The sequence below is a fragment of the Agrobacterium sp. OT33 genome, from assembly GCF_017313365.1.
GTDB lineage: Bacteria > Pseudomonadota > Alphaproteobacteria > Rhizobiales > Rhizobiaceae > Agrobacterium > Agrobacterium rhizogenes_A.
This window is the reverse complement of the sequence record NZ_JAFLMZ010000007.1, coordinates 312,510-335,389: the sequence shown is the minus strand read 5'-3', so window position 1 is coordinate 335,389 and position 22,880 is coordinate 312,510. Positions and strand designations below refer to the sequence as shown.

24 protein-coding genes are annotated in these 22,880 nt (G+C 56.8%); 11 read left to right on the top strand and 13 right to left on the bottom strand.

Translation table 11 applies throughout. The annotated features are described in order from the left end of the window. Nucleotides 1-36 precede the first annotated feature (36 nt). Nucleotides 37-1,269 (bottom strand): polyhydroxyalkanoate depolymerase, encoded by a 1,233-nt coding sequence (locus tag JZX88_RS18415; RefSeq protein WP_206914370.1) that lies wholly within the window; start codon nucleotides 1,267-1,269, stop codon nucleotides 37-39. Nucleotides 1,270-1,395: 126 nt separating this feature from the next. Next, on the bottom strand, nucleotides 1,396-2,238 hold the full coding sequence (locus JZX88_RS18410) for a fumarylacetoacetate hydrolase family protein (protein ID WP_174030748.1): 843 nt from the start codon (nucleotides 2,236-2,238) through the stop codon (nucleotides 1,396-1,398). A 128-nt stretch (nucleotides 2,239-2,366) separates the two neighbouring features. On the opposite strand from JZX88_RS18410, the gene JZX88_RS18405 reads away from it, so the two are divergent. Continuing rightward, nucleotides 2,367-2,969: a nitroreductase family protein gene (locus tag JZX88_RS18405; protein ID WP_065114443.1), complete on the top strand. Its 603-nt coding sequence runs from the start codon at nucleotides 2,367-2,369 to the stop codon at nucleotides 2,967-2,969. Between the two features lie 101 nt (nucleotides 2,970-3,070). On the opposite strand, the gene gyrB is transcribed toward JZX88_RS18405, so the two are convergent. From gyrB to JZX88_RS18380, 5 genes are all read right to left on the bottom strand, one after another. Then, on the bottom strand, nucleotides 3,071-5,506 hold the full coding sequence (gene gyrB / locus JZX88_RS18400; protein ID WP_065114442.1) for a DNA topoisomerase (ATP-hydrolyzing) subunit B: 2,436 nt from the start codon (nucleotides 5,504-5,506) through the stop codon (nucleotides 3,071-3,073). Between the two features lie 156 nt (nucleotides 5,507-5,662). Continuing rightward, the gene (locus tag JZX88_RS18395; protein ID WP_065114441.1) at nucleotides 5,663-6,028 is read right to left on the bottom strand and encodes a helix-turn-helix domain-containing protein; all 366 of its coding nucleotides are present in this window, start codon (nucleotides 6,026-6,028) and stop codon (nucleotides 5,663-5,665) included. Beyond that, on the bottom strand, nucleotides 6,025-6,594 hold the full coding sequence (locus JZX88_RS18390; RefSeq protein WP_065114440.1) for a Smr/MutS family protein: 570 nt from the start codon (nucleotides 6,592-6,594) through the stop codon (nucleotides 6,025-6,027). Before JZX88_RS18390 ends, JZX88_RS18395 begins: the two co-directional genes overlap by 4 nt. Next, nucleotides 6,591-7,703, bottom strand: a complete 1,113-nt coding sequence (locus tag JZX88_RS18385; RefSeq protein ID WP_206914369.1) for a murein transglycosylase A — start codon at nucleotides 7,701-7,703, stop codon at nucleotides 6,591-6,593. Before JZX88_RS18385 ends, JZX88_RS18390 begins: the two co-directional genes overlap by 4 nt. After that, nucleotides 7,700-8,401 (bottom strand): Tim44/TimA family putative adaptor protein, encoded by a 702-nt coding sequence (locus tag JZX88_RS18380; protein ID WP_065114438.1) that lies wholly within the window; start codon nucleotides 8,399-8,401, stop codon nucleotides 7,700-7,702. The genes JZX88_RS18385 and JZX88_RS18380 overlap by 4 nt, the downstream gene beginning before the upstream one ends. 140 nt (nucleotides 8,402-8,541) lie before the next feature. On the opposite strand from JZX88_RS18380, the gene JZX88_RS18375 reads away from it, so the two are divergent. After that, the gene (locus tag JZX88_RS18375) at nucleotides 8,542-9,081 is read left to right on the top strand and encodes an FxsA family protein (RefSeq protein ID WP_206914368.1); all 540 of its coding nucleotides are present in this window, start codon (nucleotides 8,542-8,544) and stop codon (nucleotides 9,079-9,081) included. A gap of 102 nt (nucleotides 9,082-9,183) precedes the next feature. Beyond that, a complete protein-coding gene (secB, locus tag JZX88_RS18370; RefSeq protein WP_003521154.1) occupies nucleotides 9,184-9,666 on the top strand; it encodes a protein-export chaperone SecB in 483 nt (160 codons plus the stop codon). A 91-nt stretch (nucleotides 9,667-9,757) separates the two neighbouring features. Here secB and dnaQ read toward each other — a convergent pair whose 3' ends face one another. From dnaQ to JZX88_RS18345, 5 genes are read right to left on the bottom strand one after another with little or no spacing between them, the layout of a single operon-like run. Beyond that, nucleotides 9,758-10,456: a DNA polymerase III subunit epsilon gene (dnaQ, locus tag JZX88_RS18365; RefSeq protein ID WP_065114436.1), complete on the bottom strand. Its 699-nt coding sequence runs from the start codon at nucleotides 10,454-10,456 to the stop codon at nucleotides 9,758-9,760. Then, on the bottom strand, nucleotides 10,449-11,057 hold the full coding sequence (gene coaE, locus JZX88_RS18360) for a dephospho-CoA kinase (RefSeq protein WP_206914367.1): 609 nt from the start codon (nucleotides 11,055-11,057) through the stop codon (nucleotides 10,449-10,451). Before coaE ends, dnaQ begins: the two co-directional genes overlap by 8 nt. Then, on the bottom strand, nucleotides 11,057-11,917 hold the full coding sequence (locus JZX88_RS18355) for a shikimate dehydrogenase (RefSeq protein WP_206914366.1): 861 nt from the start codon (nucleotides 11,915-11,917) through the stop codon (nucleotides 11,057-11,059). The genes coaE and JZX88_RS18355 overlap by 1 nt, the downstream gene beginning before the upstream one ends. After that, nucleotides 11,910-12,509 carry a Maf-like protein gene (locus JZX88_RS18350; RefSeq protein WP_110756546.1) on the bottom strand — a complete coding sequence of 200 codons (600 nt, stop codon included), beginning with the start codon at nucleotides 12,507-12,509 and terminating at the stop codon, nucleotides 11,910-11,912. Before JZX88_RS18350 ends, JZX88_RS18355 begins: the two co-directional genes overlap by 8 nt. Nucleotides 12,510-12,540: 31 nt before the next feature. Then, entirely contained in the window at nucleotides 12,541-13,362 is an 822-nt protein-coding gene (locus tag JZX88_RS18345) for a pyruvate, phosphate dikinase/phosphoenolpyruvate synthase regulator (RefSeq protein ID WP_206914365.1), read from the bottom strand. Between the two features lie 408 nt (nucleotides 13,363-13,770). On the opposite strand from JZX88_RS18345, the gene hemE reads away from it, so the two are divergent. From hemE to JZX88_RS18305, 8 genes are all read left to right on the top strand, one after another. Further along, nucleotides 13,771-14,802: a uroporphyrinogen decarboxylase gene (gene hemE, locus JZX88_RS18340; protein ID WP_206914364.1), complete on the top strand. Its 1,032-nt coding sequence runs from the start codon at nucleotides 13,771-13,773 to the stop codon at nucleotides 14,800-14,802. Further along, nucleotides 14,799-15,344 carry a protoporphyrinogen oxidase HemJ gene (gene hemJ, locus JZX88_RS18335; RefSeq protein WP_206914363.1) on the top strand — a complete coding sequence of 182 codons (546 nt, stop codon included), beginning with the start codon at nucleotides 14,799-14,801 and terminating at the stop codon, nucleotides 15,342-15,344. Before hemE ends, hemJ begins: the two co-directional genes overlap by 4 nt. 186 nt (nucleotides 15,345-15,530) lie before the next feature. Beyond that, nucleotides 15,531-16,796 carry a transcription termination factor Rho gene (rho, locus tag JZX88_RS18330; RefSeq protein ID WP_004444236.1) on the top strand — a complete coding sequence of 422 codons (1,266 nt, stop codon included), beginning with the start codon at nucleotides 15,531-15,533 and terminating at the stop codon, nucleotides 16,794-16,796. Between the two features lie 88 nt (nucleotides 16,797-16,884). Next, nucleotides 16,885-18,213, top strand: a complete 1,329-nt coding sequence (gene mnmE / locus JZX88_RS18325; protein WP_206914362.1) for a tRNA uridine-5-carboxymethylaminomethyl(34) synthesis GTPase MnmE — start codon at nucleotides 16,885-16,887, stop codon at nucleotides 18,211-18,213. A 62-nt stretch (nucleotides 18,214-18,275) separates the two neighbouring features. Beyond that, the gene (mnmG, locus tag JZX88_RS18320) at nucleotides 18,276-20,159 is read left to right on the top strand and encodes a tRNA uridine-5-carboxymethylaminomethyl(34) synthesis enzyme MnmG (RefSeq protein ID WP_206914361.1); all 1,884 of its coding nucleotides are present in this window, start codon (nucleotides 18,276-18,278) and stop codon (nucleotides 20,157-20,159) included. Nucleotides 20,160-20,170: 11 nt separating this feature from the next. Beyond that, nucleotides 20,171-20,788: a 16S rRNA (guanine(527)-N(7))-methyltransferase RsmG gene (rsmG, locus tag JZX88_RS18315; RefSeq protein ID WP_110756554.1), complete on the top strand. Its 618-nt coding sequence runs from the start codon at nucleotides 20,171-20,173 to the stop codon at nucleotides 20,786-20,788. 19 nt (nucleotides 20,789-20,807) lie between these two features. After that, nucleotides 20,808-21,602 (top strand): ParA family protein, encoded by a 795-nt coding sequence (locus JZX88_RS18310; RefSeq protein WP_206914360.1) that lies wholly within the window; start codon nucleotides 20,808-20,810, stop codon nucleotides 21,600-21,602. A 30-nt stretch (nucleotides 21,603-21,632) separates the two neighbouring features. After that, nucleotides 21,633-22,511 (top strand): ParB/RepB/Spo0J family partition protein, encoded by an 879-nt coding sequence (locus JZX88_RS18305; protein ID WP_206914359.1) that lies wholly within the window; start codon nucleotides 21,633-21,635, stop codon nucleotides 22,509-22,511. A 61-nt stretch (nucleotides 22,512-22,572) separates the two neighbouring features. Here JZX88_RS18305 and JZX88_RS18300 read toward each other — a convergent pair whose 3' ends face one another. Beyond that, on the bottom strand, nucleotides 22,573-22,773 hold the full coding sequence (locus JZX88_RS18300) for a DUF1674 domain-containing protein (protein ID WP_110756558.1): 201 nt from the start codon (nucleotides 22,771-22,773) through the stop codon (nucleotides 22,573-22,575). Between the last annotated feature and the right edge of the window lie 107 nt (nucleotides 22,774-22,880).

Here is a 22,880-nt window from a genome sequence, read left to right as displayed (position 1 = left end):
GGCCATGCAAATGCGTGGCGCCTCCTGCCCTCTCACCTAAACCGTCTGGTGTCTGCGGATAAAATCCAGCATGCGCGGCACGATTTCCCTGCGGAAGCGCGAACCATTGAAGACGCCGTAATGGCCTACATCCGGCTGCATGTAATGGGCGCGTTTGTCTTCGGGGATATTCCGGCAGAGATCATGCGCGGCCTTTGTCTGGCCGACGCCGGAAATATCATCGTTCTCACCTTCCACGGTAAATAATGCGACTTTGCGAATGGCCGCGGGATCGACCGCCCTGCCCCGGTGCAGCATGTTCCCTTTCGGAAGCGCATGGTCAATGAAGACGGTTTCCACCGTCTGCAGATAGAATTCCGCCGTCAAATCCATGACGGCCAGATATTCATCGTAAAATTCGCGGTGTTTTTCAGCGGAATCGCCATCATTCTTGACGAGGTTCAGATAAAAATCCTTGTGCGCCGTCATGTGCTTGTCGAGGTTCATGGACATGAAACCGGACAGTTGCAGGAAGCCCGGATAGACGTTGCGGCCGAAAGCGGGCTGCGGCCACGGCACCTGCATGACGACATTGTCGCGGAACCACTCGATCGGCTTCGCCTTGGCCAGACCGTTGACGGCAGTGGGGTTGATGCGCGTATCGATCGGCCCACCCATCAGCGTCATGGATGCCGGCGCGAAAGAATCCCCATCCGCCTCCATCAGTGAGACGGCAGCCAGAACAGGCACCGACGGTTGACAGACGGCGACCACATGCGCACCCGGCCCGATCTCGCGCAGCATCTCGATGACATAGCCGATATAATCGTCGAGATCGAAACTCCCCTCACTCACCGGCACCGTGCGGGCATCGGCCCAATCGGTGATGTAGATATCCGCCGATGGCAGCAGGGCCTCCACCGTCCCGCGCAACAGGGTGGCGTAGTGGCCGGACATCGGCGCCACCAGCAGCACCTTCGGATCGGACTGGCGGGCTGGATCGGGTTCTTTCTTGAAATGAACGAGATTGCAGAACGGACGCGACCAGACGGTCTCTTCGGCAACATTGACGGGCTGGCCATCGACAATCGCGCTGCCGAGGCCGAACTCCGGTTTCGCGTAACGGCGCGTCATCCGCTCGAAGACCTCAAAACCGGCATCGAGGCTTCTCCCGAAAGCCGTGCTGGAAAGCGGGTTCAGAGGATTGTTACAGGCCTGGCGCATCATGTCGGCACCGGCGCGCAGCGGCGCCATGGCCGCATGGTTCATTTCATAAAGATGGTAGAACACTGATGGCGCCTCCCTCGCGGATCAAGCTCTTTTCCTGACCATAGCAGCTTTTCGCATGTGCACAAAATCGAAGGCGCCGGCGGTTGCCCGCCGGCGCCTCACTTTCCGTTGAATGCCTGCTGGCGATCAGATGTCAGCAACAAAAGTCTGCTTCTGGGAACCGAGGCCTTCAATGCCGAGTTCCACGACATCACCAGCCTTCAGGTAACGCGGCGGCTTCAGGCCCATGCCGACGCCCGGAGGAGTGCCGGTGGAAATGACATCGCCGGGATGCAGCGACATGAACTGGCTGAGATAGGAAACAACGTGGGCAACGCCGTATACCATGGTCTTGCTGGAGCCGTCCTGCATAGTCTGGCCATTCACTTTCAGCCACATGCCGAGGTTCTGCGGATCTGCGATTTCATCCTTCGTCACCAGCCAGGGGCCGATGGGGCCGAAGGTGTCGCAGGACTTGCCCTTGGTCCATTGACCGGCGCGCTCCGTCTGGAACGCACGCTCGGAAACATCGTGCGAAACGCAATAACCGGCGACGTAGTCGAGGGCATCGGCTTCCGACACGTATTTGGCGGTCTTGCCGATGACGACGCCGAGTTCGACTTCCCAGTCGGTCTTTTCAGAGCCGCGCGGAATGGTGACGTTGTCATTCGGGCCGACGATGGCCGAGGTTGCCTTCATGAAAATGACCGGTTCCGGCGGTACGGTAGCACCCGTTTCGGCGGCATGGTCGGAGAAGTTGAGGCCGATGCAGATGAATTTTCCGGTACCGGCAACGCAGGCGCCGATGCGGTCTTCGCTCAGCACCGGAAGGCTGCTCAGGTCGATCGCGGCAATCTTCTTGAGACCCTCGGGAGAAATGGCATCACCGCCAATATCCTTCACGTGGGCGGACAGATCGCGGACTTTTCCTTCCGCATCGAGAATGGCAGGCTTTTCCTGGCCGGGCTGGCCAACGCGCATCAATTTCATGGAACTCTCTCCCGGTTGTCAGACAAGGTGATGCATATATGAACGATGCATTCATACTTGTCACCCCTTGACTACGCCAAGTTTCGAAAAATACCTTTTCCTTCCCGTCAATCAAAAGGACATGGCCCGTGACGAACAGCAATAACCGGCAATCCGAATATCCCGTCGATCCCCTCTTCCTTGATCGCTGGTCTCCACGCGCCTTCGATGGCAGCGCCATGCCGCAAGAGCACCTCTTGACCATTCTGGATGCGGCGCACTGGGCGCCTTCGGCATCCAATCTGCAGCCATGGCGATTTGTTTATGCCCATCATGGCAGCAAAGACTGGCCGCTCTTCGTGGAGCTTCTCATGGAAGGAAACCAGCGCTGGGCGAAAAATGCCTCCGTGCTGCTGTTCGTCGTTTCGCGGAGCTACAATATCTCGCGCGAAGGTGAGAAAAAGCCCTCTGCGACCCATTCCTTCGATGCCGGCGCGGCCTGGTTCTCACTCGCCATGCAGGCACATCTGCTCGGTTACCACGCCCACGGTATGGGCGGCATTTTGAAGGACAGGATTGTTGAGGCGCTTGATATTCCGGAAGGCTACAAGGTGGAAGCCGGAATCGCCATTGGCACGTTGACCGACAAATCCGTCCTCCCGGACGATCTGGCGGAACGGGAAATACCCAGCAAGCGCCTGCCGCTTGCGGACGTGGCTTTTGAAGGACGTTTCACCGGCAAGGCCGATTGATATCCGCTACCGCACATAAAAAGGCCCGGCGTACATAGTCCGCCGGGCCTTTTGTTAAATTTGCGTTTCACGTGAATCGTTACGCGAGACGCTCCACAGGATTAAATGTCGAGGTTAGCGACGCTGAGGGCATTTTCCTGAATGAAGTCGCGGCGCGGTTCCACTTCGTCGCCCATCAGGCGGGCAAACAGGCCATCGGCGTCGGTCGCATCACTCACCCGCACCTGCAGCAGAGAGCGGACATTGGCATCAAGCGTGGTTTCCCACAGCTGTTCGGCATTCATCTCGCCAAGGCCCTTGTAGCGCTGCATGGAGAGACCCTTGCGGCCGGCGGCGAAAATCGCATCCAGAAGCGCCCGCGGTCCGGCCAGCTCCATGCTGCCATCCTTGCGCTGCAGCACGGGCGGCGTGGCGTAGATATCACGCGAGCGGACAGCGAGCTGGTCGATATGGCGGGCATCGGCCGAACCGAGTAGGCCCATATCCAGCGTCGAGACTTCCTTGACGCCGCGGACCATGCGCTCGAAGCGCAGACCACCGTCTTCCAGCACCGTGCCGGACCAACCACGCTCGGTTTCCTCCGCAATCATGTCCAGTCGCCGCGCCACTTCGGTCACGGTTTCCTCAGCGCGGGCGGCATCGGCCGAAAGCTCGGGGTTCAGCGCGCCGGCAATGGCCGCCTGTTCGACAATCGAGCGATTATAACGCGAATGCAGTCCGTCGATCAGCGAGCGCATGCGCACCGCATCCAGAATGGCCTCGCGCAGATCGGCGCCGACCCGGACCTCCCCGGAACCGAGGGTCAGCGACGCCTCCTCGATACCCATGGAGATGAGATACTCTTCCAGCGCCTTTTCGTCCTTCAGATACTGCACGGATTTTCCGCGCGTGACCTTATAGAGTGGCGGCTGGGCGATATAGAGATGGCCACGCTCGATCAGCTCCGGCATCTGGCGGAAGAAGAAGGTCAACAGCAGGGTACGGATATGGGCGCCGTCAACGTCAGCATCCGTCATGATGATGATCTTGTGGTAACGCAGCTTGTCGGCGTTGAATTCATCCTTGCCGATGGACGTGCCGAGCGCCGTGATCAGCGTGCCGATTTCCTGGCTGGACAGCATCTTGTCGAAACGGGCGCGCTCGACGTTCAGGATCTTGCCACGCAGCGGCAGGATCGCCTGGGTTTCGCGCGAGCGGCCCTGCTTGGCGGAACCGCCGGCAGAATCGCCCTCGACGAGGAAAAGTTCGGATTTCGCCGGATCACGCTCGGAGCAGTCGGCAAGTTTGCCGGGAAGCGACGCGATATCGAGCGCGCCCTTGCGGCGCGTCAGTTCGCGTGCCTTGCGGGCAGCTTCGCGGGCGACAGCCGCTTCCACAACCTTGCCGACGAGGATTTTCGCATCGGAAGGATGTTCTTCCAGCCAGGTGGACAGGGCTTCGTTGACAAGGCTTTCCACGACCGGGCGAACTTCGGACGAAACGAGCTTGTCCTTCGTCTGCGAGGAAAACTTGGGATCGGGAACCTTGACGGAAAGAATGGCCGTCAGGCCTTCACGGCAATCCTCACCCTGCAGGCTGACCTTTTCCTTTTTCAGAATACCGGATGTTTCGGCATAGGAAGTCACCTGGCGGGTGAGCGCCGCGCGGAAACCGGCCATATGCGTGCCGCCGTCGCGCTGTGGAATGTTGTTGGTAAAGCAAAGCACGTTCTCGTGGTAGCTGTCGTTCCACCAGAGCGCGACCTCGACGGTGATACCGTCCTTCTCGCCCCTGATGGCAACGGGCTTGTCCACCAGCGGCTTCTTGGAGCGATCGAGATAACGGACGAAAGCTTCCAGGCCGCCATCATAAAGCAGCTCTTCCTGTTTTACGTCCGAATGACGCTTGTCGGTGAGCAGGATGCGAACGCCGGAATTCAGAAATGCCAGTTCGCGCAGGCGGTGCTCGAGCGTGGCGTAATCATAGTCCGTCATGGTGAAGGTTTCGGGGCTCGCGAGGAAGGTGACTTCCGTGCCCGAGCGGCCTTCATATTCGCCAATGACGGAAAGCGGCGCGTCGGCGACACCATGGGTGAAGCCGATCTCATGCAGCTTGCCGTTACGGCGGATTCGGAGCTTCAGCCAGACCGAGAGCGCATTGACCACCGAGACGCCCACGCCATGCAGACCGCCGGACACCTTGTAGGAATTCTGGTCGAACTTTCCGCCCGCGTGCAGCTGCGTCATGATGACTTCGGCGGCGGAAACGCCTTCGGAAGAGTGGATATCGGTCGGAATGCCGCGCCCGTTATCCGTGACCGTCACCGACCCGTCGGCGTTCAGCGTCACCGTCACCAGATCGGCATGACCGGCTAGCGCCTCGTCGATGGCGTTGTCGACCACTTCGTAGACCATGTGGTGCAGGCCGGAACCGTCATCGGTATCACCGATATACATGCCGGGCCGCTTGCGCACGGCATCAAGACCCTTGAGGACCTTGATAGAATCGGCTCCATATTCGGTGTTCGCGCCGACTCCGCTTGACGATGTTTCGGTCATAAGTACTCTTTCCAAAGTTTCCTGGCCAGGTTTTCAGTGAGAAGGCCTGAAGCCAGCGAATCACTCAAATCCGACATGCGACTATAGAAATTCTACACCCAATCCCAAAGGCCGCATGCTTCAGGATGCTGCATAAAGCAGGGGATAGAGGGGGTTTCAATCGCAAGAACGGCTTTTTTGCAGCACCGCTGACAGTTCCTCTATCATACTCGGCGACAGCTTGCGAATATCCCGCGCCAGACGATTGGCGAAAGCCGTATATTGCGGCGGCAGGCCGATCGTATCGATCACCACTTTCGGGTCGGACGAACCGGCCAGAAAGAACAATTCCTCCGCCTCGTCCCAGATGATATTAAAATATCCGGCGATGCGCTGCAGAAGATCGAAGCTCGGCTTGCCGCGCCTGCCATGTTCCAATGCCGATAGATAGGCAGGCGACACGCCGATGGCAGCGGCCATTTCCTTCTGGGTTACGCCCTTGCGTTCGCGAAGCTGCCGTACGGCTTCCGCAAAGGGCGTCATGATTTTTCACCCCGCCTACGCGAAAGCCGCACATAAAGCGCACCGTCGCCACCATGATTGGCCGATGCATCCTCATAGGACGAGATCAGATGGCGATATTCCGGCTTTGAGAACCACATGGGCACGGCCCTCTTCAACGCTCCGTCGCTACCAATCGAACGCCCCTTGCCGGTGATGACCAGCACGTGCCTGAGGCCCCGTTCATGTGCACGCAACAGAAAATCGAGCAGCACCGCATGGGCCTCGCTCTGGAACATGCCGTGCAGGTCGATCCGCCCTTCCAGCGGCAGCCGGCCACGGGTGAGCTTGCGCTTGACCGGCTTTTCGAGCGGCTGATGGATTTTCGGCTTCTTGTCCGGTGTCATAGCCGGCGCTCCCGCCGCCTCCACAAGCATGCGCGGAAAGGCGCTTTGGCCGGTTTGCGGGACAACGGGTTCGGCCGCGGTTTCCTCTATCTCGTCGAAAGCCAGCAAATCCTCCAGCCTGCCGGAAATCGGCCGCGCGGTTCTTGCGACCTTGCCCCACAGAATGCGTTCTTCCTTGCCAAGCTTGCGACTGCCTTTCATCGCCGATACCTTTCCGCAGCAACGCGCGGCAGCAGTATATAAAAATCAGCCTCATTGCGCACCGTGCCGGCAAGCTCTCCCGCTTCGAAACCGGAACCGGTGAAAATATCGCCCCGCGCCGGCCCGACGATGGCTGAGCCCGTATCGAGCGCCAGCATCAGCCGGGCAAAGGGCTTTCCGTCATCCAGATGGGTGAGCGACGGCGCATGGATGAAGAAAGGAAGGCCAAAAGTATGGATCAGCCTGTCGACCGCAAGCGCGCGTCCGGCAACCAGTGGCACCTTGGCGGCAGCAATCGGCCCCATCTCCTGACCGGTAACATCCGCCTCCCGGAAAAAAATGAAGGAGCGGTTATGCCACAACACCGCGTCCACCTCATCCGGATGTTCAGCGAGCCACTTGCGGATCGTCTGCATCGAGATCGTTTTCGGATCAAGTTCCCCTCGGTCGAGAAGCAGCCGGCCGATCGGCGAAAACGGATGACCGGCCTTGGCCGCATAGGTAATGCGTTTTACCGCACCGTCCGGAAACACAAGGCGGGCAGCACCCTGGACGTGAACGAAAAACAGGTCGACCTTCGATCTTGCCCAGGCAATCTCCAGACCCCTGCCCTCCAGATATCCCTCATCGATCGCCCGGCGGTCAGGAAAATAGGAAATGCCGTTGCCGTCCGATTTGCCGAAAGCATAGGTGGGATCGAAGCCAGCGGGACGATTATCGTCGCCAATATCCACCAGTTCCGCCGGCCTGCGGTAAATCGGATGACGCCAGATGTCATCCGGCTTTGACGATACTTCCAGTTCCGGCTCATAGAAGGCCGTTACAAAACCGCTTTTTCCCTGGGCGGGAGAAATCCTGAACGGAACGCAATTGGCCTCGAAAAAATGGCGGGCTTGTTCGGGACTATCGGCTTTATTTCCCTCAGCCGCTTCCAGCAGGGAAACCAGTTCCGCCGCAGTGACCCCGAGAGCGCCGGTCCGATAGGGTTTTGAATTCCGAAGATGCGACAGGATCGTACCCATCGCCGGAAAAAGCTTGCCTGGATCGTCTTGTCGCCACCCGGGCAGGTCGCGGAAAGACACCTCATCGATCGAAAAGGGCGTATTCATTGCTCGGATTCGGTAGCAATCAGCTTCCAGTTCGGATCGCGCGAACGGATATCACGCGAGAAGGTCCAGATGTCGTCAACTTCCGCAACAGCATCCGGATCACCGTCGACCAGCTTGCCATCCTTGTCATAGGTCGCCGAAATCAGCTGGCTGACAATTCTGAGCGTGATCTGTATTTCGGAATCGCGAATGCCGGCCTGAGTAATGTCGGCTTTTTCGATGCCAACAAAAGTCGACTTCACGACTTCGCCGCGACCTTCACGTTCGGAAATCGCCGCCTCGAAGCCGTCAAAGACCTCCCTCGACAGAAGGTTCCTGAGCGTCTTGCGGTCGCCATCGGCAAAACCCATGACGATCATCTCGTAGGCCATACGTGCCCCGTTCAGGAATTCCTTCGGCCTGAAAGACGGATCCCTGGTCATTACATCACGCAGCGACGCGTTCAGGGCGCTATCCGCCGGAGCCAGGGCATCTGCCTCGGCAAAGCGGTTTTCATCATCTTCCGTTTCGCTGCGCCTCGGCAGGGTCACAACCTTGTTATCATCCGTGACGGGGCCTTTTGCGACATCGCGGGGGCTATAGGGATCGAATGGCGGCTTCTCGTTGCCTGTGCGGCGGCCGAGAACGCTGCGCAGCTGAAGAAAGATCAGCACCGCTGCAACGAGAAAAAACAATGTGATAAAGTCGCTAAAGCCCATCTTTTACCAAAACCGCCATTTAAATTCGAAAACCACACCATCATATAGTCTGCATCTTATCATCATTCAAATGTGCAGATTCAATCATCGGTGTCCCGGGAACCGGCAATCTGCCAGAGATGCACACGCAAGGCTAGAAGATGCGTTTTTCCTTTCTCCCCATCGTCATCCTGATGATGCCCATCCTCGAAATTGCCGGCTTCATCATCGTCGGCAAAGCGATCGGTCTGTGGCTGACTTTGGCGCTCGTCCTGTTCACGTCGTTTCTCGGCCTGCTCATCCTGCGTCTTGGCGGCATCGGCATGGTGAGAAATCTTCAGGATGCCGGCCGCACCGGGGCCCAGCCGGCGGATGAGCTGGTCAATGGCGCCATGCGGGTGGTTGCCGGAATCCTGCTTTTCATCCCCGGTTTCATCACCGACATCCTCGGACTTCTGCTTCTGTCGCCAGCAGTACGGCGCTTTTTCTGGAAAGCCTTGGGACCGCGTGTCGTCGTAGCCGGTTCTTTCCGGCAATCCGGTCCCCGGCCCGGCAATTATTCCGGGTTCGGCAACGGTCCGGGACGGGCAGGCGATTCCAAGGTGGTGGATCTGGACGAAGAGGAATTTCATCGCGAAGGTTCTGCAGAGTCTCCCTGGTCGCGCAACAAGCCGGACGACCGCGACCTGCCCAAACCCTGAGCACCCGCGAGCGCCGGGACGAAGGCGCCATCACGAAGGGTTGTAAGGCTCCGGTCGAAATGATAGACCGCCTTCCACGAATTCACGCCGCGAGGAAACGTAATGACCGCTGAAAATGGCGCACAGGGCGCAGTTAGTCCTTCCCTCAACATTCTTGCCCAGTACATCAAGGATCTTTCCTTCGAAAATCCGGGTGCTCCTCGCTCGCTTCAGGCCCGTGACAATGCGCCGTCGATCAACATCAATGTCAACGTCAACGCAAACCCGATCTCCGGTTCGGATTTCGACGTTGTCCTGACGCTGAATGCAGAAGCCAAGGATGGCGACAAGGTCCTGTTTGCGGCCGAACTGGTTTATGGCGGTGTGTTCCGCATCGCCGGTTTCCCGCAGGAGCATATGCTGCCGGTCCTGTTCATCGAGTGCCCACGCCTGCTGTTCCCCTTCGCCCGCCAGATCATCGCCGACGTTACCCGCAATGGCGGTTTCCCGCCGCTGATGATCGATCCGATCGATTTTGCGCAGATGTTCGCGCAGCGCGTTGCCGAGGAACAGGCCAAGGCCAAGGTTCAGGCCGTACCGAACTGATACTCTTCAGAGTGTCTGACAAAACAAAACCCGGGTTCTTCGCCCGGGTTTTTCTTTGACCCTACCGGTCATTTGGGCGTCTCAGCCCATGTCAATTCTGATAGCGATTCCAGATCGCCTTGTCGCCCATGCCGAGAACGAGTTTGCCATGGGCTGCGGCGGTTTCCGCATCCAGCCTTGCGGGCAAAGCCCTCGGCCGCTGCAGCGGCTCCAATGGCACATCTTCCTCGACGACAATGGTTTCCTGCTTGGCGGCGGAGCCGAAACCGAGCGCCGTCTGACGCCCGCCGATCATTTCTATATAGACTTCGGCCAGCAGTTCGGAGTCGAGAAGTGCGCCGTGTTTGGTGCGGTGGGAATTGTCGATGCCATAACGGCGGCAAAGCGCATCCAGCGAATTCGGCCCCATTGGATGTTTGCGGCGGGCAAGTGAAAGCGTGTCCGTCACCAGGTCGGCCGCAACGGGTTCTATACCAAGACGGGCGAATTCCGCATTGATGAAGCCCATATCGAACGTGGCGTTATGGGCCACCCAACGCGCGCCATCAAAGAAGTCACGAATCTGATCCACGACCTCGCCGAATTTCGGTTTGTCTTTCAGAAACTCATCGGTAATGCCGTGAACGGCAAGCGCGTCGGGATGAACCTTGCGATCTTCCGGGCTGATATAAAGATGCAGCGTGCGGCCGGTCGGGAAATGGTTGATCAGCTCGATGCCGCCGATCTCGATCACCCGATCCAGTTTCGATTCAAGACCCGTGGTTTCCGTATCGAAAATGATCTCACGCATTTTTCTCTCCACGGCGCGACTCGGCGGCCAGTTTCTGCAATATTCCTCTTACCTGATCCCGTGCCGCTTCGACACCGTTTCCGGAATCGACGATGAAATCCGCACGCCTGCGTTTTTCGGCATCGGGCATCTGCCGGGCAAGGATCATTTCGAGTTTCTCCTGCGTCATGCCGGGACGGGACAGGACCCTTTCGCGCTGGATCTCCGGCGCACAGCTCACCACCACGACCTTATCAACGCGGTTTTCCGCCGCCGTTTCAAACAGCAGGGGAATATCAAGGAGAGCGAATTGCCGGCCATCCTTCGCCGCTTCCGCCAGAAAAACATCCTGTCTTCTGCGTACCAACGGATGGACAATCGCTTCCAGTCTGGTGAAATTAGCCGGATTCTCCCGCAGCGCATCGGCGAGCTTCCGCCGGTCGACCGTTCCGGAAACGGTGGTGCCCGGAAAGGCAGATTCGATCAGGGGAACGGCTTCCGCCCGATAGAGCCCGTGCACGACCTCATCGGAATCGAGAACCGGAATACCCTCTTCGGCAAACAACTTCGCCGTCGTCGTCTTTCCCATTCCAATCGAGCCGGTGAGACCGATAACGATCATCAATGTTTCTCCATATCCTCGACGATGAGCGAACGCAGCGTTTCATCGACGTCAGGCATTTCGCCGAACCACCGCTTGAAACCCGGCTTTGCCTGGTGAAGCAGCATGCCAAGCCCATCTACGGTTGCCATGCCCTGCTCTTCCGCCATCTTCAGGATCGGTGTTTTCAACGGCACATAGACGATATCGGTCACAACCGCATTGGCGGCGAGCGGCGAAAAATCGAGATGTGGCGCTTCGCTCCCATCCATGCCGAGCGAAGTTGTATTCACAAAAAGCCCGGCATCCCGCATGACCTCGTGAAGTGCCGCCTGCGGATGGGAAAAGACACGCGGGCCAAAACGATCGGCCAGTTCCCGGGCCCGCTCAACCGTCCGGTTCAGGATGTGAATCTCGGCAATGCCCCGGTCGCGCAGGGATTGAACGATTGCACGGCTCGCGCCGCCTGCGCCCAGAACCACTGCACGGCTGGTCCTGTCCCAGCCGGGGTGCCGCTCATCAAGATTGGCGACGAAACCATAACCATCCGTATTGGTGGCATGGACCCTGCCCTCCTCCACCCAGATGGTGTTGGCAGCGCCAAGCTCCTCCGCCAAGGCATCCGGACTATCCGCCAAACGGTAAGCCGCTTCCTTGTGGGGAATGGTGACATTGCCGCCCACCGCCGTACCCGGTTTGTCCTCTTTGAGCATCGCGATAAAATTCGGAAAATCGCCCGGAGAAATTTCGATGGCCTTGTAGGAACCGGCAATGCCGAATTTCTTCAGCCAATAGGAGTGGATGATGGGTGATCGCGAATGCTTTATCGGATAGCCGGCAACGAAGGCATTTATGGTTAATGTTTCACGTGAATCAGCCATCAATGACATCCATGTCGCGCAGTTTCGATAAAAGTGGCAGAAGCGGCAGGCCGAGAATCGTGAAATAATCCCCCTCTATCGAGGTGAATAGCTGGATTCCCTCCCCTTCAAGCTGGTACGCGCCAACGCTGGTCAGGGCTCTGTCACCCACACGCTGCAAATGGCGCGAAACAAATTCGGCGCTCAAGGTCCTGACAGCAAGCTCGGCGCTGGAAACAGTCTGCCACAGAACCTCGCCGTTCAAGACAAGAACGGCCGCGCTGTTCAGGCGATGAACCTTGCCCGACAATGACAATAGATGGGCTTCAGCCTCCGCCATGGTTTTCGGCTTGTGATAGACCCGGGCTCCGAGCGCCATTGTCTGATCGCAACCAAGGACGAGTGCTTCGGGATACAGGGAACCAACGGCAAGAGCCTTCGCCCTTGCGAGTTCCAGCGCGACCTCTTCCGGGCTTGCGCCGTTTCGCTCCAGCCGCTCATCAAGCGCACGCTCATCGATATCCGCCGGTATCGCCGAAAATGTCAGCCCCGCATTGCGCATCAGCATCTGGCGGGATGCGCTGGACGAGGCGAGGATCAACTCTTGTTTCATCGACTGTCTGCTCCGAATGATGCGATCCGGATTATCGTGTCCTCGGGCGAAGGGCAAGGATGGCGGCGGCCGTTTCCTCAATGGAGCGACGGGTGACATCGATCAGCGGCCAATTGTTGCGGGCGCAAAGCGCGCGCGCATATTTCAGCTCTTCCATGATTGTGGCTCGGTCCGTGTAACGGCTGCTGTCAAATCCGCCCGTCGCGCCCAGTTCCCGGTTTTCACGCACCTGCGATATGCGGTCGGACGTTGCAACGAGACCGACGATCAGCGGCCGGGTGGCGGTATAGAGGCTTTCAGGCAGCGGCACATTGGGGACGACCGGTATATTGGCGGTCTTTATGCCCCGGTTGGCAAGATAGATGCTGGTCGGGGTTTTCGATGTGCGGCTGATGCCGATGATGACGATATCGGCCTCGTCATAGGTTTCCGGCATTTGCCCGTCATCATGGTCCATGGCGAAGTTGAGCGCTTCGATCCGGGCGAAATAATCGGCATTCAAGGCGTGCTGCGCGCCCACCCGCCTTCTGGATGGCGCACCGAGATAGGTCTGGAAAATGCCGATGATCGGTTCGAGAACGTTGACGCAGGGCACCCCGATCGCGTGGCAGCGCAGATCCAGGAACTCGGCCAGCTGCTGGTCAACAATGGTATAAAGGACGATACCCGGTTCCTTGTCGATGAGATCCACCACCTGCGCCAGCTGCTTCTGGTTCCTGATCATCGGATAGACATGTTCCACGGGCATGGAGGCATGAAACTGAGCGGAGACGGCACGGCCGGCCGACATCAGAGTCTCTCCCGTTGAGTCCGAAATCAGGTGCAGATGGAAGAAGCTTTTTTTGTTCTCCACGCTGTTTTTCTCCCGCTGTTGATAAACCGGGACAAACGTCCGAATTGTCCTGCGGGCCGAACCGCGCCGTGAATAAGGTGGTGTTTTTCCACAATCCGCAAGCGGCTTCAATCATCATCGGCGCGGGCTGTGAATTATTGGGAGAAGCCAGACTTGTTCAAACTTGTCCCCACGTCATCCACAGACAAAGCCATTATGATTTTCTACTTAAATATATGAAATAATTTAGAAAATTATGGTTTCAATTTTATCCCGCCATAGTCGGGTCCCAAATATCCTCTGGCAGTTTTCAAATCCTGGCGCTGCGGCATTTCGACTGGAATGATTTTAATCCTTGCTACCCACAGACTCTAAGAAATAGAAAATCTTTTAAATCTCTTTGATTTTATTTTTTAGAAGTTGGATGCCATGAGCGAACGCAAGGTAATGACGGTGTTGAACGGAGAGACGGTCACACCGCCGCCCATATGGCTTATGCGGCAGGCCGGCCGCTATCTTCCCGAGTACAGGGAAACCCGGAAGAGTGCCGGAAGTTTCCTTGATCTCTGTTATAATCCCGAGCTGGCAACGGAGGTCACCCTTCAGCCCATTCGCCGGTTCGGGCTCGACGCCGCCATCCTGTTTTCCGATATTCTGGTGATACCCGATGCGCTTCATCGCAACGTGTCATTCAGCGAAGGAAAAGGTCCAGCAATGGACCCGATCGATGTGAACGGTATCGAGAAGCTGGATGCCGCAAATGTCATGGCGCATCTTTCCCCCGTTTTCGAAACCGTTTCCCGTTTGCGCGGGACATTGCCGGATGAAACGACGCTTCTCGGCTTTTGTGGCGCGCCATGGACGGTTGCGACCTATATGATCGCCGGCCATGGAACGCCGGATCAGGCGCCGGCGCGACTGTTCGGTTATCAGGAGCCGGCTGCGATGGAAAAGCTGCTGGCTTTCCTGGCGGATGTTTCCGCCGATTATCTGGTGGCGCAGATCGATGCCGGAGCGGATGCGGTTCAAATCTTCGATTCCTGGGCCGGCGTGTTGGGCGAGAGAGAATTCGAGTCTTTTGCGATAAAGCCGGTTGCCCGCATCATTGCTTCCGTGCGCGCCCGTCGACCTGCCGCAAAGATCATCGCTTTCGCAAAAGGGGCCGGTTATCTCCTGAAGGATTATCGCCGCAAAACGGACGCCGACGCCATCGGGCTCGACTGGTCGGTTCCCTTGAGCTTTGCCAGTGATTTGCAGAAGGAAGGCCCGGTGCAGGGCAATCTGGACCCGATGCTCATGGTGGCTGGCGGGAAAGCGCTGCAGGATGGTATTGATGCGGTGCTGCAGGCTCTCGGACAGGGGCCGCTGATCTTCAATCTTGGCCATGGTATTACCCCGCAGGCCGATCCTGAAAACGTCGCCCGTCTGGTGCAGCGGGTGCGTAGCGGAGCCGGGATATGAGCGACGGCAGACAGACTTCGGCCCGCTCCGGAAACAGGGCGGCCTTGCGGGCCGGCATCGCACTCGGTGTCTTTGCCGCCTTCGTCGCGCTGCTGTTTTATGCCGACCCTGCCGATCTCTATCTCTGGATCAAGGCGCTTCACATCATCGCCGTGATTTCATGGATGGCCGCTATTTTTTATCTGCCGCGGCTTTTCATCTATCACACCGATGCGCCGGCCGGTTCTCAGCAATCCGAAACCTTCAAGGTGATGGAGCAGCGGCTGATCAGGGTCATCATGAACCCCGCGATGATGATATCCTGGATATTGGGCCTTTATCTCGCATGGTCGGTTTACGGTTTTTCCGGCGGATGGTTGCATGCCAAGATCGGGCTGGTGGTACTTCTGACCGCAGCACATGTTTATTTCACCCGAAGCGCCAAACGCTTCGCGCGCGATGAAAATACGAGACCTGCCCGTCACTGGCGGTTGATGAACGAAGTTCCGACCGTTCTGATGATCCTGATTGTCATACTTGTGGTTGTGAAACCCTTCGGTTAAGTCGGTGCGACGATAAATTTCGCGGAATTCGTGCTTTCCTCTTGCAGCGGCCGTGTTCAATCGCTATTTTCGGACCACTCATCTTCGTGGCATGTGAATTATTCAGTCATCTGCGGTATCTCCCACAGCATCTGATTCGCGAACACGCCCTCCCCCGACATTACATTATCAAACGGTCTTCTCTTCATGGCTGAAATGAAGCTTCAGGAACTTAAGAGCAAATCGCCTACCGACTTGCTGACTTTTGCCGAATCCCTGGAAGTTGAAAATGCGAGCACCATGCGCAAGCAGGAACTCATGTTCGCAATCCTCAAGGTTCTCGCGAGCCAGGACATCGAAATCATCGGCGAGGGCGTCGTTGAAGTCCTGCAGGACGGTTTCGGCTTCCTGAGATCCGCCAACGCAAACTATCTGCCCGGTCCGGATGATATCTATATCTCGCCCTCGCAGATCCGCCGCTTCTCGCTGAAGACCGGCGACACCGTTGAAGGACCGATCCGCGGCCCCAAGGAAGGTGAACGTTATTTCGCGCTTCTTAAGGTCAATACGATCAATTTCGACGATCCGGAAAAGATTCGCCACAAGGTTCACTTCGACAATCTGACGCCGCTTTATCCGAACGAGCGCTTCAAGATGGAACTGGATGTTCCGACATCCAAGGATCTGTCTTCGCGGGTCATCGATCTCGTTGCTCCGCTCGGAAAGGGCCAGCGCGGATTGATCGTTGCGCCGCCGCGTACCGGTAAAACGGTTCTGCTGCAGAATATCGCTCACTCGATCACGGCAAATCATCCTGAATGTTATCTGATCGTTTTGTTGATTGACGAACGCCCGGAAGAAGTCACCGACATGCAGCGTTCCGTCAAGGGCGAGGTTGTGTCCTCGACCTTCGACGAACCGGCGGTGCGCCACGTTCAGGTCGCTGAAATGGTCATCGAAAAGGCGAAGCGCCTGGTTGAACATGGTCGCGACGTCGTGATCCTGCTCGATTCCATCACCCGCCTTGGTCGCGCCTATAACACGGTCGTTCCCTCCTCCGGCAAGGTTCTGACCGGTGGTGTGGATGCCAATGCCCTGCAACGCCCGAAGCGTTTCTTCGGTGCCGCGCGTAACATCGAAGAAGGCGGTTCGCTGACGATCATCGCCACTGCGCTGATCGATACCGGCAGCCGTATGGACGAAGTCATCTTCGAAGAGTTCAAGGGCACAGGCAACTCGGAAATCGTGCTCGATCGCAAGGTTGCCGACAAGCGTATCTTCCCGGCGCTGGATATTCTGAAGTCCGGTACACGTAAGGAAGACCTGCTGGTGCCGCGCCAGGATCTGCAGAAGATTTTCGTTCTTCGCCGTATTCTTGCGCCGATGGGAACGATGGACGCTATCGAATTCCTGATCGACAAGCTGAAGCAGACCAAGAATAATTCGGATTTCTTCGAATCCATGAATACTTGATCCGGAGTTTAGCCGGATTCATCTGAAGACCTTGAAGCCGCATTCGTTCATTCGGATGCGGCTTGACTGTTTTAATCCGAGGTGAGCGATGTCAGCTTCCGCCGATACCATTTATGCGCTTTCAAGCGGAGCCTTGCCGGCGGGCGTTGCCGTGATCAGAATCAGTGGGCCTGGTGCTTTGGTGGCTGTGACGGCATTGACCGGGCGGCAAGCGCCGCCGCCGCGCCGAGCTGTATTGAATTCGATTCGGAATCGAAACAACGAGATTATCGACCAGGCGCTGGTCATGGTTTTCCCATCGCCGAATTCTTTTACCGGTGAGGATTGCGTGGAGATTCACAGCCACGGAAGCCGGGCGGTTCTGGCGTCGATTTTCGCCGAGCTTGAAAGTCTGGATGGGTTCCGCCCTGCTGATGCCGGTGAATTCTCCCGTCGGGCCTTCGGGAATGGCAAGATGGATCTTCTTGAAATCGAAGGGCTGGCGGATCTGCTGCAGGCGGAAACGGAAATGCAGAGACGGTTGGCCGTGGAGCAGAGTACGGGCAAACTGTCGGCGCTCTACGATGGCTGGGCAAGCCGGCTGACGCGGGCACGGGCGCTGATCGAGGCCGAGCTGGACTTCGCCGACGAGGATGATGTCCCGGATTCTGTTGCCTCTCAGGTCTGGGAAGCGATGGCGCAATTGCGGCAGGAAATATCGGCTCACCTTCATGATGGTGGAAATAGCGAAATCATCCGTGACGGTTTCAAGGTGGCGCTGGTTGGGGAGCCGAATGCAGGAAAATCGACCCTGCTTAACGCCTTGAGTGGCCGTGACGTCGCGATTGTGACCGATATAGCGGGAACCACGAGAGACGTACTCAGCGTCGATATCAATCTCGAAGGCTATCTTGTCCGGATATTTGATACAGCCGGTATTCGTGAGACACAGGACGTTGTGGAGCAGGAGGGTGTAAGGCGCGCACGGCTGACTGCCGAGAATGCTGACCTCGTCCTGTTACTTCAAGATAATGATTCGTCTCCGAAACAATCTTCTGTCTCCTTTGAGCATTCACGCCGCCTTTATATCAGAACGAAGGCCGCGCTCTCTTTCGGATCGGTTAAAAATGGCTTCGATCTTTCGATCTCGGCAAAAGAAGGACAGGGGCTTGATGGGTTGCGTGGGTTGATCAAACAGGAGATCGAAAACCGCGTAGGCGGAGGGCTGACATTGGTTCCCGCCCGCGCCCGCCATAAAAAACGACTTGAAGAGACGCTGAACTATGTTAGTGATGCGCTCGATTCCGAAGCCATGGACCTTGCGATAAGGTCGGAGTATTTGCGGCTTGCGGCGACATCGCTCGGACGCATTACCGGGCGCGTTGATGTGGAAGACTTGCTCGGTGTAATCTTCTCGGAATTCTGCATAGGAAAATGATTCACGTGAAACATTGGCGGCCCCTTGGGCCATGCCGGTGATTTGGGATAGGGCGCAGGAATATGCACCAGTCATTCGATGTTATTGTTATCGGCGGTGGACATGCGGGCAGTGAAGCGGCTGCCGCTGCCGCACGGCATGGTGCAAAAACCGCTCTTGTTACCCATAAGCGCGAAACCATCGGAGTGATGTCCTGCAATCCGGCAATCGGCGGTCTTGGCAAGGGGCACCTCGTTCGGGAAATCGATGCTCTTGACGGCCTGATGGGCAGGGTCGCCGATGCGGCGGGCATTCAGTTCCGTATGCTTAACCGCAAAAAGGGGCCGGCAGTCCGTGGGCCACGGACGCAGGCCGACCGGCGGCTCTACCGTGAAGCTATGCAGCGGGAAATCGGTGCAATTGAGAATCTGACGATTATCGAAGGCGATGCCTTTGATATTGAGATGGTCAATGACCGGGTTTCCGCAGTTTTAATGGAAAACGGTAGCCGGATTCCCTGTGGAGCTGTTGTCCTCACCAGCGGGACTTTCCTGCGTGGGCTTATTCATATCGGCTCCGAAAAGATTCCTGCCGGCCGTGTGGGTGAAAAACCGTCAGTGGGTCTCTCTGATACACTTTCGCGGCTCGGTCTGGTCATGGGACGGCTAAAAACCGGTACACCTGCACGGCTTGATGGCCGAACGATTGACTGGAGCGCTGTAGACCGGCAGGCGGCGGATGAAGATCCCGTGCCCTTTTCCTTCATGACCGATCATATTGCCAATCCGCAGATTGAATGTGGTGTAACCCGCACGACGCCTGCCGGACACAAGATCATCAGGGACAAAATACATTTGTCGGCGATGTATTCCGGACAGATCGAGGGAGTCGGTCCGCGTTATTGCCCGTCGATAGAGGACAAGATAACCCGCTTTGGCGAGCGCGATGGTCATCAGATATTTCTGGAACCGGAAGGCCTGGATGATCACACCATTTATCCGAATGGTATCTCGACCTCCCTGCCCGCTTCGGTTCAGGAACAATTTATCCGTACCATACCAGGGTTGGAACAGGTTGCCATTCTTCAGCCCGGTTATGCGATTGAATATGATTATGTTGATCCGCGTGAACTCAAGCCATCGCTCGAATGCCGCAAAATTCCGGGGCTCTTCCTCGCCGGGCAGATCAACGGCACCACTGGTTATGAAGAAGCCGGCGCTCAGGGTCTTGTTGCCGGACTGAATGCCTCTCTGTATGCAAGCAATACCGACGCGCTCTATTTCAGTCGCACGGAATCCTATATCGGTGTCATGATCGATGATCTGACGTCCAAGGGTGTGAGTGAGCCCTATCGCATGTTCACGTCCAGGGCGGAATACCGGCTTTCCCTCCGGGTAGACAATGCCGATCTGCGGCTGACACCGATTGGTCAAAGGGCGGGCATTATCAGCGCCGAGCGCGAAAAGCGCTTTGAAGCATTTATTGCGGATCTGGAATCAGGTCGCGAGCTGATGAAGACTATCTCCATCAGCCCGTCCCAGGCGGCGAAACAGGGATTAAAACTCAATCAGGATGGCCAGCGCCGTTCTGTTTATGAACTGCTCGCTTATCCCGATATAACGCTGGACGTTCTGACGCAGCACTGGCCGGAGCTGGAGTCTCTCCGCGGTAAAGTTGCGGAGGTTCTGGAGATCGAAGCCAGTTACGCGGTTTATATGCAGCGACAGAGCGCCGATATCGTCGATATCAAGCGGGACGAAGACAGAAAGATTCCAGAGGACTTCGATTTTCAGAGCCTGTCGGGTCTTTCCAATGAATTGAAACAAAAGTTGGAAAAGGCACGACCCGAGAACATTGCGCAGGCAGCGCGTGTTGACGGTATGACGCCTGCTGCGATATCGCTGCTGCTCGCGCTCCTGCGGAAAAACTCCACGGCGCGAAATGAAAAATTGCGCATGCACCAATAGCGAGTCGGATTATGAAGATAAACGGCCAGAGTGTTTCACGTGAAACACAAGAAAGGCTCGAGCATTTTGTTGAGCTTTTTAAGAAGTGGAACAAAACCACGAATCTGGTCGCGCCTTCCACTCTTGGCGAGCTTTGGAGCCGGCACGTTGCCGACAGCGCGCAGATATTTCAACTTTTTCCCCATCCAAAAAAATGGATCGATCTGGGCAGCGGTGGCGGCTTTCCTGGCGTTGTCACCGCTATTTTTCTGGCGGAACTTGGCGATGGCTGGGTAGATCTGATCGAAAGTAACAATAAGAAAGCCGCGTTTTTGCGGATTGCGCTGAAGGAAACCGGCGCAAGAGGTGCGGTTCATCCCGTGAGAATCGAAAAAGCGCCCGAAATCGTTGCAACCTGCGATGCTGTTTCGGCGCGGGCGCTAGCGGAGCTGGATCTGCTCTTCGAATACATTCACCCGTGGGCGCGGAATAATCCAAATCTCAAGGCTTATTTTAATAAAGGCCGGGATTATGATTCGGAAGTGCAGAAAGCGCATGGTCGCTGGCAGTTCGATCTGGTAAAACATCAGAGTGCCATTGAGGCAGATTCTGTTGTTCTTGAAATCAGCAACCTCACCCTGAGGCGCTGATAAGCTGGCCAGGTGCGGCATGACTTTTGAAAAAAACCGGATTATCGCAGTCGCAAACCAGAAGGGTGGGGTCGGTAAAACGACTACTGCCATTAATCTGGCAACGGCGCTGGCGGCTATCGGTGAACGCGTGTTGATCATTGATCTTGATCCGCAGGGAAATGCCAGTACCGGGCTTGGAATTGATCGCAAGGAGCGGAAGCTTTCATCCTATGATCTCCTTGTGGGCGATCATGGCATCAGTGACGTTGCTGTTCCAACAGCCGTTCCAAATCTTGATATCGTACCCTCCACGATGGATTTGCTCGGTTTTGAAATGCAGGTCGCGAATGTTTCCAATCGTGTGTTTCTCCTGCGCGCGGCTATGGAAACGCAGGAGGCGAGAGGCTACTCCTATGTTCTCGTTGACTGCCCGCCCTCCTTTAATCTTCTGACCATGAATGCAATGACAGCCGCGCATTCAGTGCTGGTGCCGCTACAATGCGAGTTTTTCGCGCTGGAGGGCCTTAGCCAGCTGCTGGATACGGTCAGCCAGATCCGTGGTTCGGTTAATCCGCAACTTGATATTCAGGGTATTGTTCTGACAATGTTCGATGCGCGCAATAATCTTGCGCAGCAGGTCGTTTCGGATGTGCGGACGCACCTGGGAGAAAAAGTTTACCACACGCTCATTCCGCGCAATGTTCGTGTTTCGGAAGCGCCCTCTTATGGTAAACCGGCAATTCTTTATGATCTGAAATGTGCCGGCAGTCAGGCCTATCTACAGCTGGCATCGGAAGTGATTCAGAGAGAGCGTTTGCGCAAGGCCGCCTGACGTTTGCCGGAATGTATGGAGTAATGTCTTATGAGTGATGATCTTTCCAAGCGCCGATTGGGGCGCGGCCTTGCTGCCTTGATCGGTGAAATGGACCAACCTGTCCCGGTGGGTGAACCGCAGCGGGCCGTTAATGCTGATCGGACCATCCCGATCGAATTCATTGCTCGCAGTCAAAGAAACCCCCGGCGGCACTTCGATGAGAATGAGCTGCAGGATTTGGCCGCATCCATTCGTCAGCACGGGATTGTTCAGCCTGTGGTGGTGCGAACGGTTGGAGTCAATCGATATGAGATTATTGCAGGTGAAAGGCGCTGGCGCGCCGCGCAGCTGGCTGGCTTTACCGACGTGCCGGTTATCGTTCGTGATGTGGATGACCGTACCGCGCTGGAACTGGCCATTGTCGAGAACGTGCAGCGTTCAGACCTCAATCCGCTTGAAGAGGCGATGGGTTATGAACAGCTGATTGCCGAACACGGATATACCCAGAACGATCTCGGTGAGATCATCGGCAAGAGCCGAAGCCATGTCGCCAACAGCCTCCGGCTTCTCAAGCTTCCCGATCCGGTACGAGACATGCTGGCGGATGGTTCGCTTTCCGCCGGTCATGCGCGTGCGCTCGTGTCCACTTCCGATCCGGCGAGCCTTGCGCGTACGATCGTTTCCAAGGGATTGTCGGTGCGTGATGCCGAACGTCTGGCACAGAACGACATCAAGTCTCAGGACATCGTCGAGAAGCGGCCGGCGGCTGAAAAGGATTCCGACACGATAGCGCTGGAGCGTAGCCTGTCGGACGCTCTGGGGCTTGATGTAAAGATCATCCACAAGGGCGGATCGGGGCAAATCCGTATCGGCTATCGTACGCTGGAACAGCTGGAAGCGGTCTGCCGGCTGCTAGAGCAAAAATAAATAAATATCTGTTTTAATTGACAAATACCCGCCTTTGGCGGGTATTTTTATTTCGCGCGGCTCAAAAGTCGATGGCCCGGCCCTTTATTTCGTAGTCGCCGAAACGGACGGGTTCGGCACCGCCTCTGCCGCCGGTTTCCGGAGGCAGCTGAAGATCGGCCTGTTGCCTGCGCCGCTCCTCCGCTTCTTTCAGGGCCCGTTCTGCGGCCGGCGACAACCGTCTCGGCTTTTCCGCGCCATTGTCATTATCTGCGTCCTGCATGAGAAATCCTCCCTATGACGGGATATTGAAATATGTTTGCCGTTCACCAGATTATATAATCTGACGGGCTTTATAAACCCCGTAACAATTCTGGTGAGCGACAGGGA

Coding starts and splice junctions, on each gene's coding strand:
- JZX88_RS18410 (WP_174030748.1), bottom strand. CDS start 2,238: ATGAAATTGATGCGCGTTGGCCAGCCCGGCCAGGAAAAGCCTGCCATT.
- dnaQ (WP_065114436.1), bottom strand. CDS start 10,456: ATGCGTGAGATCATTTTCGATACGGAAACCACGGGTCTTGAATCGAAA.
- hemE (WP_206914364.1), top strand. CDS start 13,771: ATGAGCGAACGCAAGGTAATGACGGTGTTGAACGGAGAGACGGTCACA.
- secB (WP_003521154.1), top strand. CDS start 9,184: ATGACCGCTGAAAATGGCGCACAGGGCGCAGTTAGTCCTTCCCTCAAC.
- JZX88_RS18355 (WP_206914366.1), bottom strand. CDS start 11,917: ATGGCTGATTCACGTGAAACATTAACCATAAATGCCTTCGTTGCCGGC.
- JZX88_RS18300 (WP_110756558.1), bottom strand. CDS start 22,773: ATGCAGGACGCAGATAATGACAATGGCGCGGAAAAGCCGAGACGGTTG.
- mnmG (WP_206914361.1), top strand. CDS start 18,276: ATGCACCAGTCATTCGATGTTATTGTTATCGGCGGTGGACATGCGGGC.
- hemJ (WP_206914363.1), top strand. CDS start 14,799: ATGAGCGACGGCAGACAGACTTCGGCCCGCTCCGGAAACAGGGCGGCC.
- JZX88_RS18385 (WP_206914369.1), bottom strand. CDS start 7,703: ATGAATACGCCCTTTTCGATCGATGAGGTGTCTTTCCGCGACCTGCCC.
- mnmE (WP_206914362.1), top strand. CDS start 16,885: ATGTCAGCTTCCGCCGATACCATTTATGCGCTTTCAAGCGGAGCCTTG.
- JZX88_RS18310 (WP_206914360.1), top strand. CDS start 20,808: ATGACTTTTGAAAAAAACCGGATTATCGCAGTCGCAAACCAGAAGGGT.
- JZX88_RS18390 (WP_065114440.1), bottom strand. CDS start 6,594: ATGAAAGGCAGTCGCAAGCTTGGCAAGGAAGAACGCATTCTGTGGGGC.
- coaE (WP_206914367.1), bottom strand. CDS start 11,057: ATGATCGTTATCGGTCTCACCGGCTCGATTGGAATGGGAAAGACGACG.
- rsmG (WP_110756554.1), top strand. CDS start 20,171: ATGAAGATAAACGGCCAGAGTGTTTCACGTGAAACACAAGAAAGGCTC.
- gyrB (WP_065114442.1), bottom strand. CDS start 5,506: ATGACCGAAACATCGTCAAGCGGAGTCGGCGCGAACACCGAATATGGA.
- JZX88_RS18395 (WP_065114441.1), bottom strand. CDS start 6,028: ATGACGCCCTTTGCGGAAGCCGTACGGCAGCTTCGCGAACGCAAGGGC.
- JZX88_RS18380 (WP_065114438.1), bottom strand. CDS start 8,401: ATGGGCTTTAGCGACTTTATCACATTGTTTTTTCTCGTTGCAGCGGTG.
- JZX88_RS18305 (WP_206914359.1), top strand. CDS start 21,633: ATGAGTGATGATCTTTCCAAGCGCCGATTGGGGCGCGGCCTTGCTGCC.
- JZX88_RS18375 (WP_206914368.1), top strand. CDS start 8,542: ATGCGTTTTTCCTTTCTCCCCATCGTCATCCTGATGATGCCCATCCTC.
- JZX88_RS18350 (WP_110756546.1), bottom strand. CDS start 12,509: ATGAAACAAGAGTTGATCCTCGCCTCGTCCAGCGCATCCCGCCAGATG.
- rho (WP_004444236.1), top strand. CDS start 15,531: ATGGCTGAAATGAAGCTTCAGGAACTTAAGAGCAAATCGCCTACCGAC.